At 73.1% G+C, this 16,948-nt stretch carries 15 protein-coding genes and 1 pseudogene; 7 read left to right on the top strand and 9 right to left on the bottom strand.

Going from position 1 to position 16,948, the window contains the following annotated elements; genetic code table 11:
* The first annotated feature begins 158 nt into the window (after positions 1 to 158).
* Together ACZ4U1_RS31555 and ACZ4U1_RS31550 are read left to right on the top strand one after the other, a co-directional pair.
* Complete coding sequence (locus ACZ4U1_RS31555) at positions 159 to 956, top strand: ABC transporter ATP-binding protein (RefSeq protein WP_467907574.1); 798 nt, start codon at positions 159 to 161, stop codon at positions 954 to 956.
* Positions 953 to 3,484: an FtsX-like permease family protein gene (locus ACZ4U1_RS31550; protein ID WP_467907573.1), complete on the top strand. Its 2,532-nt coding sequence runs from the start codon at positions 953 to 955 to the stop codon at positions 3,482 to 3,484. The genes ACZ4U1_RS31555 and ACZ4U1_RS31550 overlap by 4 nt, the downstream gene beginning before the upstream one ends.
* A gap of 130 nt (positions 3,485 to 3,614) precedes the next feature.
* Here ACZ4U1_RS31550 and ACZ4U1_RS31545 read toward each other — a convergent pair whose 3' ends face one another.
* From ACZ4U1_RS31545 to ACZ4U1_RS31515, 7 genes are all read right to left on the bottom strand, one after another.
* The gene (locus ACZ4U1_RS31545; protein ID WP_467907572.1) at positions 3,615 to 4,637 is read right to left on the bottom strand and encodes an ArsR/SmtB family transcription factor; all 1,023 of its coding nucleotides are present in this window, start codon (positions 4,635 to 4,637) and stop codon (positions 3,615 to 3,617) included.
* Positions 4,638 to 4,682: 45 nt separating this feature from the next.
* On the bottom strand, positions 4,683 to 5,621 hold the full coding sequence (locus ACZ4U1_RS31540) for an ATP-binding cassette domain-containing protein (RefSeq protein ID WP_467907765.1): 939 nt from the start codon (positions 5,619 to 5,621) through the stop codon (positions 4,683 to 4,685).
* A 42-nt stretch (positions 5,622 to 5,663) separates the two neighbouring features.
* Positions 5,664 to 5,885: an MbtH family protein gene (locus tag ACZ4U1_RS31535; protein WP_189293990.1), complete on the bottom strand. Its 222-nt coding sequence runs from the start codon at positions 5,883 to 5,885 to the stop codon at positions 5,664 to 5,666.
* A 117-nt stretch (positions 5,886 to 6,002) separates the two neighbouring features.
* Positions 6,003 to 7,562 carry an amino acid adenylation domain-containing protein gene (locus tag ACZ4U1_RS31530; protein WP_467907571.1) on the bottom strand — a complete coding sequence of 520 codons (1,560 nt, stop codon included), beginning with the start codon at positions 7,560 to 7,562 and terminating at the stop codon, positions 6,003 to 6,005.
* Positions 7,563 to 7,682: 120 nt separating this feature from the next.
* Positions 7,683 to 8,354 carry a 4'-phosphopantetheinyl transferase family protein gene (locus ACZ4U1_RS31525; RefSeq protein WP_467907570.1) on the bottom strand — a complete coding sequence of 224 codons (672 nt, stop codon included), beginning with the start codon at positions 8,352 to 8,354 and terminating at the stop codon, positions 7,683 to 7,685.
* 5 nt (positions 8,355 to 8,359) lie between these two features.
* Positions 8,360 to 9,196 carry an alpha/beta hydrolase gene (locus tag ACZ4U1_RS31520; RefSeq protein ID WP_467907569.1) on the bottom strand — a complete coding sequence of 279 codons (837 nt, stop codon included), beginning with the start codon at positions 9,194 to 9,196 and terminating at the stop codon, positions 8,360 to 8,362.
* The gene (locus tag ACZ4U1_RS31515) at positions 9,193 to 9,885 is read right to left on the bottom strand and encodes a tryptophan 2,3-dioxygenase family protein (protein ID WP_467907568.1); all 693 of its coding nucleotides are present in this window, start codon (positions 9,883 to 9,885) and stop codon (positions 9,193 to 9,195) included. The genes ACZ4U1_RS31520 and ACZ4U1_RS31515 overlap by 4 nt, the downstream gene beginning before the upstream one ends.
* Positions 9,886 to 10,156: 271 nt before the next feature.
* Here ACZ4U1_RS31515 and ACZ4U1_RS31510 point away from each other — a divergent pair, with 271 nt between their 5' ends.
* From ACZ4U1_RS31510 to ACZ4U1_RS31490, 5 genes are all read left to right on the top strand, one after another.
* Positions 10,157 to 10,354: a hypothetical protein gene (locus ACZ4U1_RS31510; RefSeq protein ID WP_467907567.1), complete on the top strand. Its 198-nt coding sequence runs from the start codon at positions 10,157 to 10,159 to the stop codon at positions 10,352 to 10,354.
* A complete protein-coding gene (locus ACZ4U1_RS31505) occupies positions 10,351 to 12,693 on the top strand; it encodes a TOMM precursor leader peptide-binding protein (RefSeq protein ID WP_467907566.1) in 2,343 nt (780 codons plus the stop codon). Before ACZ4U1_RS31510 ends, ACZ4U1_RS31505 begins: the two co-directional genes overlap by 4 nt.
* Positions 12,694 to 12,786: 93 nt before the next feature.
* The gene (locus ACZ4U1_RS31500; protein WP_467907565.1) at positions 12,787 to 13,716 is read left to right on the top strand and encodes an MBL fold metallo-hydrolase; all 930 of its coding nucleotides are present in this window, start codon (positions 12,787 to 12,789) and stop codon (positions 13,714 to 13,716) included.
* A 360-nt stretch (positions 13,717 to 14,076) separates the two neighbouring features.
* Positions 14,077 to 15,126: a sensor histidine kinase gene (locus ACZ4U1_RS31495; protein ID WP_467907564.1), complete on the top strand. Its 1,050-nt coding sequence runs from the start codon at positions 14,077 to 14,079 to the stop codon at positions 15,124 to 15,126.
* Positions 15,123 to 15,764 carry a response regulator gene (locus ACZ4U1_RS31490; protein WP_467907563.1) on the top strand — a complete coding sequence of 214 codons (642 nt, stop codon included), beginning with the start codon at positions 15,123 to 15,125 and terminating at the stop codon, positions 15,762 to 15,764. Before ACZ4U1_RS31495 ends, ACZ4U1_RS31490 begins: the two co-directional genes overlap by 4 nt.
* A gap of 36 nt (positions 15,765 to 15,800) precedes the next feature.
* On the opposite strand, the gene ACZ4U1_RS31485 is transcribed toward ACZ4U1_RS31490, so the two are convergent.
* Together ACZ4U1_RS31485 and ACZ4U1_RS31480 are read right to left on the bottom strand one after the other, a co-directional pair.
* Positions 15,801 to 16,709: a UbiA family prenyltransferase gene (locus ACZ4U1_RS31485; RefSeq protein WP_467907562.1), complete on the bottom strand. Its 909-nt coding sequence runs from the start codon at positions 16,707 to 16,709 to the stop codon at positions 15,801 to 15,803.
* Between the two features lie 86 nt (positions 16,710 to 16,795).
* Positions 16,796 to 16,948 (bottom strand): annotated as a pseudogene (locus ACZ4U1_RS31480) (2-oxoacid:ferredoxin oxidoreductase subunit beta); the annotation flags it as partial.

Here is a 16,948-nt window from a genome sequence, read left to right as displayed (position 1 = left end):
GGGCGGGGCGGGCATCCCCTTCTCTTGGAGGGGCTGGGGTGTTGCTCCCCCGGCCCAACCACCCCCGCACAACTGGGGGCGGGGCGCGCCACCCCGGGGGGGCCCCCCCCCGCTCCTCCGACCCCAGCCACCCCCTTTTCACGGCCTAAGGACAGCCCATGATCGGGACTCAGGACCCGCCAGCCCAGCCGGTCGTCCGGCTCGACTCCGTCAGCAGACTCTACGGCGGATCGAAGAACCGGGTGACGGCACTCGACAACGTCAGCATCAGCCTGGAGAGGGGTACGTTCACCGCCGTCATGGGCCCCTCCGGCTCGGGCAAATCCACGTTCCTGCACTGCGCCGCGGGCCTCGACCGGCCGACCTCGGGCTCCGTGCACCTGGACGGGGTGGACATCGGCTCCCTCCGGGAGAAGGCCCTGACCAAGTTCCGCCGCGAGCGCATCGGTTTCGTCTTCCAGGCGTTCAACCTGCTGCCGGCGCTGAGCGTGGTCGACAACGTGACCCTTCCGCTGCGCCTCGCGGGCACCCGCCCGAAGAAGGCCGTGGTCGACCAGGTGCTGGAGCAGGTCGGCCTGTCCGGCAAGCGGCGCAGCCGGCCCGGTGAGCTGTCCGGTGGTCAGCAGCAGCGCGTCGCCCTCGCGCGGGCGCTGGTCACGAACCCCGCGGTGATCTTCGGTGACGAGCCGACGGGCGCGCTGGACACCCGTACCGCCGCCGAGGTCCTCGCCCTGCTGCGGCAGTCGGTGGACGTCGTGGGCCAGACCATCGTGATGGTCACGCACGATCCGGTGGCCGCCGCGTACGCGGACCGGGTCGTCTTCCTCGCCGACGGCCGGCTCATCGGTGCGCTGGACCGGCCGACCGTGGAGCAGATCACGGAGCAGATGCAGAAGCTGGGCACGTGGGGCGACCCGTTCGCGATCCGGCAGGCCGGACACGAGGTGGGCCGATGATCAGGATCGCGCTGCGCACCCTCCGCTTCCACAAGGGCGGGTTCATCGCCTCGTTCCTGGCCCTGTTCGCCGGTGCCGTCATCGTCATCGGGTCCGGCGGGCTCCTGGAGACCGGCATCCACAACGCGGCGCCGCCGCACCGGCTGGCCGCCGCGCCGATCGTCGTCACCGGCGACCAGAACTACACGTACACGCGGGAGGAGCTGGTCTTCCCCGAGCGGCTGCGCATGGACGCCGCGCTGACGGACAGGATCGCGAAGGTCCCCGGCGTCGGGTCGGCGGTCCAGGACGTGTCGTTCCCGGCCGCGCTGGCCAAGGGCGGCAAGGTCACCGGCCACGGCTGGTCCTCCGCCAGGCTCTCCCCCTACAAGCTCACCGACGGGGCGGCACCCACCGCGGACGGCCAGATCGTCCTGGGCAAGGCCCTCGCCGACCGTACGGGCCTGAGGACCGGCGAGCGGATCCGGCTCCTCGTCCACGGCACCGAGCACAGCTACCGGATCTCGGGCCTGGCCACCGGCCCCGACGCCGGCGGTGACGTCTTCCTCGAGGACGCCGAGGCCGCCACGGTCGCGGACCTCGTCGGAAAGACCGACAACATCGGCGTCTTCCCGGCGTCCGGCGCGGACCCGCAGCAGGTGGCCTCCGCCGTCCGCGAGGTCGTCGGGGACGCCCCGGTCACCGTGCTGACCGGGGACGACCGCGGCCGCGCCGAGAACCCGGACGTGGTGTCCGACGGCAGCGACCTGATCCCGCTCGCCGCCGCCTTCGGCGGTCTGTCGGCGATGGTCACGATCTTCGTGGTGGCGAGCACGCTCGGTCTCTCCATCCAGCAGCGGCAGCGCGAGATGGCCCTGCTGCGCACGATCGGTTCCACGCCGGGGCAGCTGCGCCGGCTCATCCTCGGCGAGACCCTCGTCCTGGCCGTCGTCGCCACCGGGCTCGCGATCATCCCCGGACCCCGGTTCGGGCACTGGCTCCTGGACGCGTTCGCGGACGCGGGCGTCGTACCCGACTCGATCGCGTACCGGGCCGGATCCGTCCCGGTGATCGCCGGTGTCGGTACGGCCCTGCTCACCGCGATCGGCTCGGCGTACATCGCGGCGCAGTCCGCGGCGCGGACCCGGCCGACCGAAGCGCTGGCCGAGGCCACGCTGCAGCGCCGGTGGTTCAGCGCGTTCCGGCTGGTCGTCGGGCTGTTGTGCCTGGTCGGGGGCGCCGCTCTCGCCTGGGGCACCGCGGGTTCGGCGGGGCCCGACGCGGCCGGCGTCGCCACTCCGGCGGCGATGGTGTGGGCGGCGGCGTTCGGGCTGCTCGGTCCCGTCGTCGTACGCGCCATGGTGGCCGTGCTGCGCCGTCCCGTCGGCAAGCTGTCGGGGCTCGCCGGTGAGCTGGCCGCGCACAACGCGCGGGCACGCACCGCCCGGCTCGCCTCCGCCGTGATGCCGGTCATGCTGGCGAGCGGTCTGGCCATCGGTCTGATCTACATGCAGACGACACAGTCCCAGGGCGCCGAGAAGGCGTTCGACGAGAACCTGCGCGCGGACGTCGTCGTGACGTCGGCCTCCGGCGGGCTGCCGCTCGACCTGGTCGACACCGTCCGGAAGCAGCCGGGCGTGGCGGCGGCGTCCGCGCAGATCCCCACGACCGGGTACATCGAGCCGGACCAGCCGATGCGGCCGGCCGACGGTGCGGACAAGGGTCCGCAGCCCACCGAGCTGTCGCTGCAGGGCGTCACGCCCCAGGGCCTGGACCGTACGACGGCGTACCGCGCCGAGAGCGGCAGCCTCACCGCGCTGAACGGGGACTCCGTCGCTCTTCCCACCCGGTACGCCGAGGAACGGAAGCTCGGCGACATGGTGCCCCTGCGTCTCGGTGACGGTACGCAGGTCAAGCTGAAGCTGGTCGCCACCGTCGACGGGCGGCGTGGGTACGAGACCGCGCTGGTCCCGGCGTCGGTGCTCCTCGGGCACACCGACGGCGGGCTCGTCCCGCAGATCATGGTGAGCGCCGCCGCCGGCACGACGGCGGCCCAGCTGACCGAGAACCTGTCGAAGCTGGCCGCGCAGCAGCCCGGCCTGCAGGTGAGCGGGACGGAGGTGCTGACCGAGGCGCGGGCCCAGGCGGACGACACGCAGGCGTGGATGGCGTACCTGGTCCTCGGTGTCGTCGTCGGCTACGCGACGCTCGCCCTGATCAACACGCAGGTCCTCGCGACGACCGAGCGGCGCAAGGAGTTCATGCTGCAGCGGCTCGTCGGGGCCACGCGCCGGCAGGTCCTGCACATGATGACGGTGGAGGCGTCCCTGGTGGCGCTGGCCGGCATCGTCCTCGGCCTCCTGGTCGCCGTGGCCACGCTGGTGCCGCTGAGCATGAGTGTCCTCGGCACCGCGCTGCCCGGTGGCTCTCCCTGGATCCTCGTCCTGGTGCTGGCCGGGGCGGTGGCGCTGACCCTGACGACGACCCTGCTGGCGGCGGGGGCGGTGCTGCGGGGACGGCCCGGGGACATGGCGGGCATCAAGGAGTGACGAGGCTCCCCTGCGCACGACAGTGGCGCCCGGCACGGACATCCGTGCCGGGCGCCACCTTTTGGCGGAAGCTTTTTGGCGGGGCCCTTTGGCGGGGCCTTTGGCGGGACCCTTTGGCGGGCCGGGTCCCTCAGGCCGCCGGAGTCGTGCGTGCCGTCAGGTCGACCACCGGGCGCGGGTCCCGGTGCCGTACCACCGCAGCCGCCGGACGGCGGCGAGCCGGGGTGCGTACGGCGGTGGGGGTCGCCGGGCGCGGGGACATGCCCTTGAGGAGGGCCACGCCGAGCGGGGTCAGGGTGTGCAGCACCATGTTGCGGATGCGGCGGGTCGTGATGAGGCCGGCACGGCGCAGCACCGCGGTGTGCTGGCTGGCGCCCGCCGCCGAGATGCCGAGCCGGTCCGCCAGCTGACTGGTCGTACAGCTGCTGCGCAGGGCGTGCAGCGCGGCCGCCCGGGTCTGTCCGACCAGCGCGCCGAGCGACTGCCCGCTGTCGTCGGGTTCGTCCCACAGCCCGGCGGCCTGGTGGCTGTCGGGCGGCGCGGCGAACGCGAGCACGACCGGGCCGTTCTCGGCGCGCCGGCGGGTGATCCGGCCCGGCCGGTGGGCCAGGAACACGGACGGTGTGAGGACCAGGCCGCGGCCGTCGAGGCTGACGTCCTCGTCCGGGCCGTCCGCGACCTCCAGCACCGGAGCCCGCCAGGTGATCTTCGAGTGGAGGGTGGCCAGGAGCAGTTCGACCCCGCCGGCCATCAGTACGCGGCCACGGGCCTCGCACTCGGCCTCCAGGTAGTGCAGCAGGTGCTCCCAGTAAGGGGCCACGGCGGTCCGCCACACCAGGGACAGGTCGCCGGCCGCGGGATGGAAGAGCGGCCCGGGTGCCGTACCGGCGGCGGATGCCTCGGTGCTGACGCTGCGGGCGCTGCGCTCGATGAGGTCGAGCAGTCCGTCGAGGCCGGGCGCGGCGCTGCCGCCGGTCAGCGGCAGCGGCCACTGGGTCAGCCGCTCCCCGACCTGGCTGCGCCAGCGGGCGAACGGCGCGCTGACGCCGCGCCCGAGCAGCCCGTGCGCGAAGGCGCTCTCCACGAGCGGGCCGGCGGTCGCGCGCAGCCGGACCCGGGCGAAATCGGCAGGGGTGAAGTGGATGCGTTGCATGGGAAAGCCCCCGTGGATGTGCTGCTGGCGTCGGTTGCCGTACGTCTAGACCGACTTGCCGGTGACAGAGACGAACACGTCGTCCAGAGTGGGCCTGCGCAGGGCGAAGTCGGCGACGGTGACGTCCGCCTGCCGCAGCGCGGCCGCGGCGGCCTCGATGCTCTCCATGCCGTCGCTCAGCACGATCGACACGGTGCCGTCCTCGGTGTCCACCGAGGGCTCACCGGGGGCGACGCGGCGCAGTGCCTCGGCGGCCCGGGCCACGCTGTCCGGCCGGGTGAGGGACACCTCCAGCCGCTCCTCGCCCGCCGTGCGCTTCAGCTCCTCGGGGGTGCCCTCGGCGATGACGCGGCCGGTGTCGATGACCGCGATCCGGTCGGCGAGGACGTCGGCCTCTTCCAGGTACTGGGTGGTCAGCAGCACGGTCACGCCGTCGGCGACCAACTCCCGTACCGCGTCCCAGAGTTGGGATCGGCTGACCGGGTCGAGACCCGTGGTCGGCTCGTCCAGGAAGAGGACCGCCGGGGTGGCCACCAGACAGGCGGCCAGGTCGAGGCGGCGTCGCATGCCGCCCGAGTACGTGCGCGCCGGGCGGTCGGCGGCGGCGGTCAGCTCGAACCGGTCGAGCAACTCGGCCGCCCGGGCGCGCGCGGCACGGCGCCCCAGATGGCTCAGGGTGCCGATGAGGGCCAGGTTCTCCCGCCCGGTGAGCATGTCGTCCACCGCGGCGTACTGCCCGGCCAGCCCGATACGCCGCCGCACCTCGGCCGGCTCGCGCACCACGTCGTACCCGGCCACCCGGGCCCGGCCGCCGTCGGGTGCGAGCAGCGTCGAGAGCATCCTGACGGTGGTCGTCTTGCCCGCCCCGTTGGGGCCGAGCAGGCCGAGCACGGTGCCCGGGGCCACCGCCAGATCGACTCCGCCGCACGCTTGCCGCCGGTCGTACCGCTTGTACAGGCCCTCGGCCTCGATCGCCCATTCCACCGCTGTCACCGCAGCTCCCTCGCCCCGACCCGGCCGGACCCGTCAGGCGGCCGGGGCGTCGGCGGACGGGCCGCGCAGACTGCGCGGGCGCAGGTCGGTCCAGTGCTCCTCGACATACGCGAGCGCCTTGTCGCGGGAGGTCTCGTCCAGGGCCACCGTCCAGCCGGCGGGGCGCTCCGCGAAGGCCGGCCACAGGGAGTGCTGGCCCTCGTCGTTGACCAGCACCAGGAAGGTTCCGTCCGGGTCGTCAAAGGGGTTCGCCACGTCGCACGCTCCAGGTCGTGTCCGATTCGATCGCCCGTTCGTGTCGTCCGGGCATCTTCAGGATCTCGACCCGCGCTGACGAATCACTGACCACTCACTGACGCCGCCGGAGCGGACCTACCCGAGCACGAGCGAGCGCGTCGCCGCCACATCGCACTTGCCGTTGGTGTTCACGACGATCTCCGGCACCGTGTACACGGCCTCGGGCACCAGGGCCGAGGGCAGCACCGAGGCGAGCGCGGTGCGGACCGTGCCGGCCAGGTCGCCGGCGGCGCCCGCCGCGACGGGCCGTACGAACAGTTCCAGGGTGTCGATGGGGCCCCGCACGATGTCGAAGGCGGCGTCGGCGACGCCCGGCACGGACAGCACGTGGTGGCGGAGTTCGCCGAGTTCGATCCGGTGGCCGTTGACCTTCAACTGGTCGTCACCGCGGCCCAGGTGGAGCAGGGTGCCGTCGGGGCGGAGTTCCGCCATGTCGCCCGTGCGGTAGGCGCGCCCGGCCGGCCCGCCCAGCTCGGCCTCGTCGATGAAACGGTTCCTCGACCGCTTCGGGTCGAGATAGCCCGCGGCGACCGCCCGTCCGGCGATCACCAGTTCGCCGGGGCTGCCGGCCGGTACCGGACGCAGTTGCTCGTCCACGACGTACGCCCGGGTGTTCCAGGCGGGCCGGCCGATCGGCACGGTGGGCGTCGCGGGCACCGTCGTACGGTCGAAGCGGAACGCGCAGCAGCCGATGGTGGTCTCGGTCGGGCCGTAGTGGTTGACGAGGCGGACCCCGTCGAGGCGGTCGCCGAGGGAGGCGACGAGCGCGGGGTCGAGCCCCTCGCCCCCGAACATGAGCAGCCGTGTCACCCGGTCGTAACGGGGCGGCTCGGCGAGGACGTCGAAGAAGCGCGCGTGCGAGGGCGTCATCTTCACGAAGGTGTACGGGTCGTCCGGGCGCTCGCCGAACAGCGTCTGCTGGTCCCACAGCCCGGCGACGGTCACGACGGTGCGCCCCTGGGCGAGCGGCACCCACAGCGAGGTCATCGCCAGGTCGAAGCCGAGGCTGCCGAACAGCGGGCTGCCCATGCCCGCGGAGCCGACCAGGTCGCCGCACCAGGAGACGTAGTTGGCGAGGGAGGCGTGCGGCACCTGGACGCCCTTGGGCGTGCCGGTCGAGCCGGAGGTGAACACGACGTACGCGATGTCCTCCGGGCCCGGCAGGGTGCCGCTGCGACCGGGCGCGTCGGCGTCCGGCAGGGCGGCGATGTCGACGTACGGCAGGGACGCCGGCGTGGACAGGTCCTCGGTCGCGTCCGGGCCGGAGTGCAGCAGCGCGGCGGGGGCCGCGCCCGCGAGCACGGCGGCGGTACGGTCGCCCGGGTGCTCGGGGTCGATGGGCACGTACGCCGCGCCGAGCGCCATCACGGCGAGGGCGCCCACCACGGTGTCCGGGCTGCGGCCGGCGAGGAGCGCCACCCGGTCTCCCGCGCCGACCCCGGCCTCGCCCAGGGCCGCCGCCACGACGAGGGCTCTGCGCCACAACTCCCGGTACGTGAGCTGCCGTCGGGCCGAACGCACCGCGACGGCGTCGGGCCGGGTCCGCGCGTGCCGGAGGATCATGTGGACGACGGACGCCTCCGCGACGGGGCGCACCGCGCCGGACACAGAGCTGGGGTGCGGGACGTGGGCCATGGCTGCTCCTGAGACGGCAACGGGACGAACGGGACGAGAGAACCGGCGCGGACTTCCGGGCGACGCCAGCGTAGAAATCGCGGTGCCGCCCTCACCACGCCCTTAAGCCCCCGCCGAAACTCACCGGTCAGTCGCGCCGGCGAAGGCGACCGCGAGGAGAAGCCCGTCCTGGGCGAGCCAGCGGCCGTCGAAGTCGCGGCCGGTGCGGTGGCCTCCCGGGGCCACCACGGCGGCGTGGAAGGTCCGTCCGGCCACCCCGAACGTGACCGCCACGTCCTGGAAGGCCAGTTCGCGCCGGGTGTCCGGAAACCACGCCTTGAACACGGCTTCCTTGGCGCAGAACAACAGCCGGTCCCAGCAGGCCAGTTGCGGGTGCTGCGCCTGCAACAGGGCGATCCGCTCGCGTTCCCCGGGCCGCGAGACCGTGCGCAGCACCCCCTCGCGCAGCGGGCGTGACGGCTCGGCGTCCACGCCCAGGGCCCGCACATCGCGCCGCCACCCCACCACGGCGGCCCGGTACCCACGGCAGTGCGTCATGCTGCCCACGACCCCGTCCGGCCAGCACGGTACGCCCCGCGGGTCGGGGACCAGGGGTACGGGGGCGTGCCCGAGCGTGGCCAGGGCGTGCCGGGCACACCCGCGGACCGTGGTGAACTCCCGGCGCCGCCCCTCGCTCACCCCCGCGACCGCGGCCCGCTCCTCGGGGTGCAGCACCTCGTCCGGGGCGTCGGCGCGGGTCTCGGCCCCGACGGCGTACGGCGGCAGCAGCCCTTGGATCAGCGGCCGGCGCATCCGGATCACCGGATCCGCAGCACCGCGGCGCCCAGCACCGTGCCGGGATCGGCGAGATCGAAGGGGAGGTCGAAGTGGTGGCGTCCGGGGACGACGAGATCGGTCACCTCGGTGCCGCCCGCACGGGCCGCGGCCACGAAGCGGTGGTGCTGTGCGGCGAACGCGTCGGTGTCGTTCTCCGCGAGGGCGACGACGAGCGGGGGCAGGCAGGCGGGCATGCGGTGCAGCGGGCCGCAGTCGCGGGCTTCGCCGGCGTCCATGCCGAGGGCGTCGTTGACGTAGGTGTGCCGCAGGGGCTCCAGGTCGTAGATGCCGCTGAGCAGCGTCGCGGAGGCGAACGTCCCGGGCGCCTGCCGGCCGTGCGCGTCGAGCAGTGCGCTCGCGACGAGGTGGGCGCCGGCGGAGTGGCCGCCGAGGTGAACGGCCCTGGGCTCGATGGGGAGTCGGGCGCGTCCGGTGGCGATGCGGTGCAGCGCGTCGCTGACGGCGGCGGTGATGTCGCGCATGCGGTGACGCGGTGCGAGGCCGTACCCGAGCGCGGCGAAGGAGATGCCCGCGGCCACGAAGTCCCGGGCGGCGAAGGCGGCTTCGGACTTGCTCAGCTCCTGCCAGTAGCCGCCGTGCACGAAGACGAAGAGCGGGGCGCCCGGGTCGGCCGCCGGAAACAGGTCGAGCCGCTCGCCGGGCCGGGGGCCGCAGGGCACGTCCAGGTGGACGGGCAGCTCGGCGCGGGCCCGGGCGCTGTCGGTGGCGTACCGCGTGAGGTGGACGTCGAGGTCGGTGACGCGCGAGCTGGGCGAGTAGGCGCGGTCGAGGTCCGTGCGGGCGGTGCCGGCGGTCACGACAGGGGGGTCCAGACCTCGGGCAGGGCCCTGCGCAGGGCGGCGCGCCACAGGTAGGCGGCGCCTTCGGACCCGGCGGTGCCGGCGGCGGTGCCGAGGAAGCGCTCGGCGAGTGCGCCGTGCCGGGCCCGCCAGACCGCCGTGGCCTCGTCGAACTCCAGGAGGGCGAGGCGCACCCGCTCGACGGCGGCGCGGTCCGCGCAGGTGTCGGCGAACTCCCGGTAGGCCGCGGCGACCGAGCGCTCCTCCAGCCGGCGCAGCAGCCGGGCCCGGTCCTGCTCGGTGAACCCGGCCGTGGTCAGGTAGCGGGTGTCGCGCAGGCCGCAGAGGAACTCGATCTCACGCCACTGCGCGGACTGGAATCCGCTGGCGTCGCCGAGGGCGGTCCTGATGTCCTCGAACGCGGCCGGGGTCAGGGCCGCCAGCACATCGAAGTGACCGGTCAGCACGGACATGATCCGGGGCAGCGGGACGGCCCGGCGTACGGCCAGGTCCGCGTCGCCCGCGTCGAGCGCCGCGCGGATCTCCTCCAGGTGACGGGTGACGACGGCGAAGAGGATCTCGCAGGACTGGTGCGTGGCCATGAAGAGGACGTGGTCCACGTCGTCGTCGTGGACGCGGGCGGCGCTCAACAGCTCTTCGAGCCGGAGCACTTGGCCGTAGGGCGGGGCTGTGGTCACGGCATTCACGGGGGCCTTCTTCCTCGCGCGGACAGGGCGGGTCGGGGGGTCCCGGGAGCGTAACCACGGGGTCACCTCCGGATCACCGTGATCAAGCGGTGCCTTAAAGGGCCACCTGAGGCCGCCCGGCTCCCCGGCCGCATGAATTCTTCATCTCGCAGTGATGACACCGGCACTGGGCGCAGTTGCGCGGACTTCGCAGAATCGTTCCCAGGAACACCACACAGCACATCCGAGGAACGGCAACACACCGCCGCCTACCAACAGGGACATATCTGTCATGAACATGCTTTCCTCCGGCATCCAGCTGAAGGCCGTCGGCGCCGACGGCAGCGTTTCCCCCCGCCCCGCCCGGGCCGCCCTCGTGATCGAGGAGCTGGACTCGGTGGCGGACACGGTCGCGCTCTCCACGTTCTGCATCCAGGCCGAGGCCGCCGTCCCGGCCGTCGCGCGGAGAGCGGGACGGCTCGACGCATGACGCCTCCCGAAGGACGGACGGACCGGTCAGGACGGACGCACCGGTCCCCCGTGCTCGACGCGGGGGACGGTGTCCTGGTGGGTTTCAAGAGCCATCTGCGCCCCACGACCCTGCCGGACGACGCCACGTACCTGGTGTCGCGCCGCGGCGTGACGGCACTGCACGGCCCCCAGGCCGAGGTCCTCGTACCGCTCCTCGACGGCTCGCGCAGCCCGCGGGCCGTGCTCAGCGAGGCCGCCCCGATCCTCGGCGACGAGGACGCGGAGGCGGCGCTGCGGGCCCTGGACGGCGCGGGCCTCCTGCGCTGGAGCGCCCCCGGGCATCAGCACACGGACCCGGCGGCCGAGGCGTACTGGGACCTGATCGGCCTGGACGGCGGCCGCGCCACGACCGCCCTCGCGGGCGCCACCGTCGCGGTCGAGGCGCTGCCCGGAGTCTCCTCGGCCGCCGTGGTCTCGGCCTGCCGCGCCGAGGGCATCACCATCGCCCCGCCCCGAGGCGACGCCGACCTGTCCCTCGTCCTGTGCGACGACTACCTGGCACCGCAGCTCGCCGCGGTGGACGCCGCGCACCGCGCCTCCGGACGGCCCTGGCTGCTGGCCGCACTGTGCGGCGCGGAGCCCTGGGTCGGCCCGGTGTTCCGGCCCGCGGACACCGAGAGCCCCTGCTGGCACTGTCTTTCCGTACGTCTGCGCGGGCACCGCCGGTCCGAGGTGCCGGTGCAGCGGGCCCTCGGGCTCGACGGGCCGCTCCCCCGCCCCGTCGCGTCCCTGGCCGCCGGGCGCACCCTGGCCGCCGGCATCGCCGTCCTGGAGACGGCGAAGTGGCTGGCCGGGGTGCGCGATCCGGAGCAGGGCCACATCCGCACCCTCGACACCGTCCGGCTGCACACCGCCTCGCATCCGGTGGTCCGGCGTCCGCAGTGCCCCGAGTGCGGGGACCCCGGCCTGGTCGCCCGGCAGGTGCGCGCCCCGTTCCGGCCCGTCTCACGCCCCAAGGCGGTCACCGACGGCAGCGGCCACCGGGCGCTGACGGCAGAGCAGATGCTCAGCCGGTACGGCCGTCTGGTGAACCCGGTGACCGGCGTCGTCAAGGAGATCAGACCGGCGGGCGGCTGCCCCGACTTCGTGACCTCCTACGTCTCCGGCCACAACCTCGCCATGGGGTCCGCGACGCTCGCCGGACTGCGCTCCGGACTGCGCGCGCTCAGCGGCGGCAAGGGCCTGACCGAGACGGAGGCCCGCACCAGCGCCCTGTGCGAGGCGGTCGAACGCTACAGCGGGACCCGGCACGGCGACGAGCCGGTGATACGGGCCTCCTACCGCGATCTCGGCCCGGTGGCCGTGCACCCGAACGACTGCCAGCTGTACGCGCACCGCCAGTTCGCCGAGCGGGAGCGCTGGAACGCGACGCACTCCCGGTTCCAGCACGTCAGTGCCCCCTTCGACGAGAAGCGGCCCACCGACTGGACCCCCGTCTGGTCCCTGACCCACAACACCCGGCGTCTGCTGCCCACGTCCCTGCTCTACTTCGGGGGCGCCGGGACGGCACCGGAGCACGGCGACGGCCTGTGGGCCGACTCCAACGGCAACGCCGCCGGCAGCAGCCCCGAGGACGCGCTCCTGCAGGGCTTCCTCGAACTGGTCGAGCGGGACGCGGTCGCCCTGTGGTGGTACAACCGCACCCGCCAGCCCGCGGTCGACCTGGACGCGTTCGCGGAGCCGTACGTGGAGCGGCTGCGCGACGGGTACCGGCGCGTCCACCGGGACCTCTGGGTCCTCGACCTGACCTCGGACTTCGGCATCCCCGTCATGGCGGCGCTCTCCCGCCGCCGCGACAAGCCGGCCCAGGACGTCGTCTTCGGCTTCGGCGCCCACTTCGACCCACGGATCGCGCTGCGCCGCGCCCTCACCGAGATGGGCCAGCTGCTGCCCGCGGTCTGCGACGTACGGCCCGACGGCTCCGGCTACCGGATCCACGACCCCGAACCACGCCACTGGTGGCAGCACGCCACGCTCGCCAACCAGCCCTATCTGGCCCCCGATCCCCGGACGGCACCGCGCGCCCCCGGGCACTGGCACACCCCGCACCGCCCCGACCTCCTGGACGACGTCCGCGCGGTCACCGACCTGGTCCGCGCCAAGGGCCTGGAGCTCCTGGTCCTCGACCAGCGCCGCCCCGACCTGGAGCTGCCGGTGGTGAAGGTGATCGTCCCGGGCCTGCGCCACTTCTGGTCCCGCTTCGCGCCGGGCCGCCTGTTCGACGTACCGGTGGCCCTCGGCCGCCTCGCGGAACCCACGGCGTACGAGGACCTGAACCCGGTACCGCTGTTCGTCTGACACCGGGCCCCCTCGCCCGTCCGGCAGGGATCGGGTCGGCTGTGGTGAACGGCATATTGATATATGCGCGTGCAGCGATCTACCGTCGTTGACGTGGTTTTAGACACACCTCCCCCGCAGCGGCCGGCCGACGCCCCGAGCAACCACCGCGCCGAGCACGGCGAGCGGTTCCGCCGGTTCTCACCGGTCCGTTCGCTTACCTTGGGTGAGCACCGTCTGACCTACCTCGCGGACGGTTTCGTCCAGCTCATCCCCCGAGCGTGGTTTCCGGCCACCACCGAGGGGACCTGGGCGCGCCATTCCGGTCACCTCGACGACGACGGCTGCCTGGTGGCGTCGGTCGGGGGGCTGCTGGTGGAGTACCGCGGCCGGACCCTGCTCATCGACACCGGTTACGGGCGGCGCCGGACCGAGGCCGCCGACAGCTACCCCTTCCTCGGCGCCGAGGAAGGGGGCCGGCTGCCCGCGGGGCTCTCCGAGTGCGGCGTGAGCCCGCAGGCGATCGACACGATCGCCTTCACCCACCTGCACGAGGACCATGTGGGCTGGGCCTTCGCGCCTGCCGCCGACGGCACCGGACTCTTCTTCCCCGACGCGCGGTACGTCACCTCGGCGCACGAGTGGACGCACTGGCGCGGCACGTTCTCACCCTCTCTCGCCCGGCTCCTCCAGGACCGGGCCGTCGGCGTGACGGACGGCGAGGAGGTGTTCCCCGGCGTCACCGCCTGGGCCACGCCCGGGCACACGGAGGGCCACACCTCGTACATCATCACCTCGGGCGGCCGGCGGCTGGTCGTCATCGGCGACGCCATGCACAGTGCCGCCCAGGTCGAGCACCCGGAGTGGCGGGTGCTGGTCGACTCCGGCCGGCAGGTCGCCGTGGAGACGCGGCTGCGGATCCTGAAGGAACTGGCGCGGCCCGACACACTGGGATTCGGCGGTCACTTCGCCGACGTCGTCTTCGGACAGGTCGTCACCGACGGTTCCAGAAACCGCTGGGAGCCTGTCACGGCGGGGCGGTGACGCCTTCCCTCACTGGCGAATTCCAGGGTCACAAAGAGCCCCGGAGGCAACGGCGCCCCGGGGCCCATCACGACGACTTCGACCGGATATCGTCCCCCGGCCTGGACGGCAGCGTCGCCGCCGGACCGGGGAAAGGCTGTGGGCCGCGACTCTCGCGCTTCCCGAAGGAAGGCGGTGTGTAACCCTACGATCACAAAATCATCCAGGTAGCTGACACATGCGCACGTATGATGATCAAGAGACGTCGTAGGGCCGCGAGCCCTTCACCCACCTATCGGGGGTCGCGGATCACACAAACGGGGGAAAACAGCCATGACCGCACCGGGATGCAAAATCTGCTCACCAGAGGTCACAGACGCAGTGATTTCCGCCTACGCCGACGCACTTCGCGCCGAGGGGAGCATCCTCACCCTGGACGAGGCCGTGTGGTTCGAATGCGAGCAGCAGGCACGGAACATCCTGGCGGAGTGCCAGCACGCCGTCCACGACAATTGTTCGGAACTCCCCCCGCAGCAACTCGACGCCGAATTCGCCTCGATGGAGCTGGGCGCGCGGCGCGCCATCCAGCACATCCCGGCGAGGGAGTCGCTCAAGGCCGCCCGTGTGCTGAGGAACGTCATTCTCGACGCGTTGCCGGGGATGCTGGCCGATATGAGCGCCGAACAGGCACTGCCCCGTATGCACGCGGGGATCACCGCTCTTCACCGGGCGCTCGACGCCCGGGTGGAGGCGGCCGAAATAGGCTACGACGCCTTCCTGATGCGCGGCGTCAACCGCATCACCGCCGCCAAGAGCTCCCGGGTGGCCCTGGAGATCCACGACCGGATCGGCAGCAATCTCGGACTCGCTCTGCGTTATCTGGAGCTTCACGAGCTGGAACAGGGCCGGCCGGAGAACGCGCCCGACCGGGTGGAGTCCGCCAAGGCCGCCCTGCTGGACACCTTCGGCTTCGTCCGCGAACTCGTCAGCGGCCTGCGACTGCCACGGACGGGCGCCGGCCTGCAGGAGCAGCTGGCGGCCTACGCGGCGGTGTCCCGCCCGGCCGGAACCGAGGTGGACATCCAGGTACGGGGCGAGGCCGACCGGCTGCCGCCCCTGCACCTCGACGAGATCTTCCTGGTCACCCGGGAGTGTCTGCGCAACGCCTTCGCGCACTCCGGCGCCTCCCACGTATGCGTACGGGTCACCGTCGCCCCGCACGTCCTGGAGGCCCGGGTCACCGACAACGGCAAGGGCATCGGCGTCCGGAAAGCGGCCCCGCTCCGGGGGAACGGTCTGGCCTCCATGCGCGAGCGGATCGCGGCTCTGGGCGGAACCCTGACGATCACGAGCCCGGGCGGCCAGGGAACGTCCGTGCAGTTCCGCGTTCCGCTCCAATACGCCGAGGGCGCGGTCGGGATCAGCGCATGAGCGACACCGCACCCATCCGCATCCTCGCCGCCGACGACCACACCCTGCTCCGCAGCGCCCTGTGCACCCTGCTGGGCAAGGAGGCCGGCATGGAGGTCGTCGGCCAGGCCGCGGACGGCCCGGCGACGGTGGAACTGGCCGCGGCCCTCCAGCCCGATGTCATCCTGCTCGACCTGGAGATGCCGGGCCCCGGCCCGCTGGCGACCCTGCGGCAGATCAGGGCTGTCGCCCCCGGGACCCGTGTCGTGGTGCTCACCATGCACGACGACGACGATCTGGTGCAGTCCTTGCTCGCCGACGGCGCGTTCAGCTACCTCCACAAGTCGGCCAGCCGCGAGATGCTGCTCTCCGCCATCCACAGCACGGTGGCGGGGGGCAGCACGGTGTTCACTCCCCGGCCCGTCGGCCGGCTCCGCGCGGGTCACGGCCCGGAGCCGGCGACCACGCTCACCTCACGCGAACGCGAAGTGCTCGAATGCGTGGCCCAGGCCATGAGCAACCGGCAGATCGGCCGACGGCTCGGCATCACCGAGGGAACGGTCAAACGCCACCTGTGCAACATCTTCGCCAAGCTGGACGCCACCACCCGGCTCGACGCGGTCAACAAGGCCCTGGCCGCCCGTCTGATCGGCCGCTGACCGGACCGGGCCGGACGCTGGCCCTGGGGGTCCCCATCAGCGACCCCCCAGGGCCAGCAGGCCGACGGCGAGGCCGAGGTTGGCGGCGTACTGCGTGACCATGAACGCCTGGTAGGGGGCGCGGGCGCGGGACGGGGACGGGCGCAGGCAGCACAGGGTCACGCATCCCGCGCCCACCGCCAGCGGCACCGCACCCGCCAGCACCACCGGGTCGCCCAGCAGGGCGACAGCGAGTCCGGCCGCCGCCAGGGCGGGAGCGGAAACCGCCACGAGCAGCCGGGTGGCCCGCTCGCCGTGCACCACGGCGAAGGTGGAGCGACCGGCCGCCGCGTCCCCGCGGATGTCGCTCAGGTCCTTGGAGACGGCGCCGACGGCCCCCATCCACAGCGCGAGTACGCCGCAGAAGACGAGGGGCCCGGTCGCGATGCCGCCGCCGCCGGCCACCGCCCCCGCCACGTAGGTGACGAGTCCGGCGGCGATCACCACGGCCGCGCTGGTGTCGGTCCGCCGCTTCGCGGCCACGGGTGGCACCGAGTAGGCGCAGCCCAGCAGCAGCAGGAGGGCGACGAGCCAGGCCATCCCCGGGACGAGGGAGCCCACCAGGAGCGCGGCCACGGCGCACCCGACCACCACTCGGCCGCCCGTCCGGGTCGACAGGTCACCGCGAGCGATCGGCCGCTGCGAGCCGTTGATCCGGTCCTCGGTGACGTCCATGACGCCGTTGAGCAGGTACGTGGCCATCACCGCGCAGCACAGCGACACCGCTCCGAGCACCACACCGCGCACCGACCCGTCGCGGCCGCCGGCCGAGGCGCACAGCGCACCGAGTAAGAACCGTGTGAGGAACACGAGTTGCACTACGGGCCGGGCCTCGGCGACGCAGTGGCGGACGACGGAGAAGAGGGACGCGACGGGTGAAAGGCGTGGAGATTCGAGGACGGTCACGTGCCGAACTGTATGTCGAGCCCCGAAGCGGGCCCATCCGTCCAAAGTTGCACGGTCCTCGAGGACCGGTGTTCCCTCGTGCCGGTTCATGCCGGTGTCCGGACGGTCCAGGTGTCCCCGCCGGCGAGCAGTGCGGCCAGGTCACCCTTGCCGCGTTGTTCGATCGCGGTGTCGAGTTGTTCGGCCATCTGGGTGTCGTAGACGGGTCGTTCGACGGAGCGGAAGACTCCGATCGGGGT

The sequence above is a fragment of the Streptomyces sp. NPDC028928 genome (assembly GCF_055564915.1).
The sequence above is the reverse complement of the archived record's forward strand: the minus strand, read 5'-3'. Positions and strand labels throughout refer to the sequence as shown.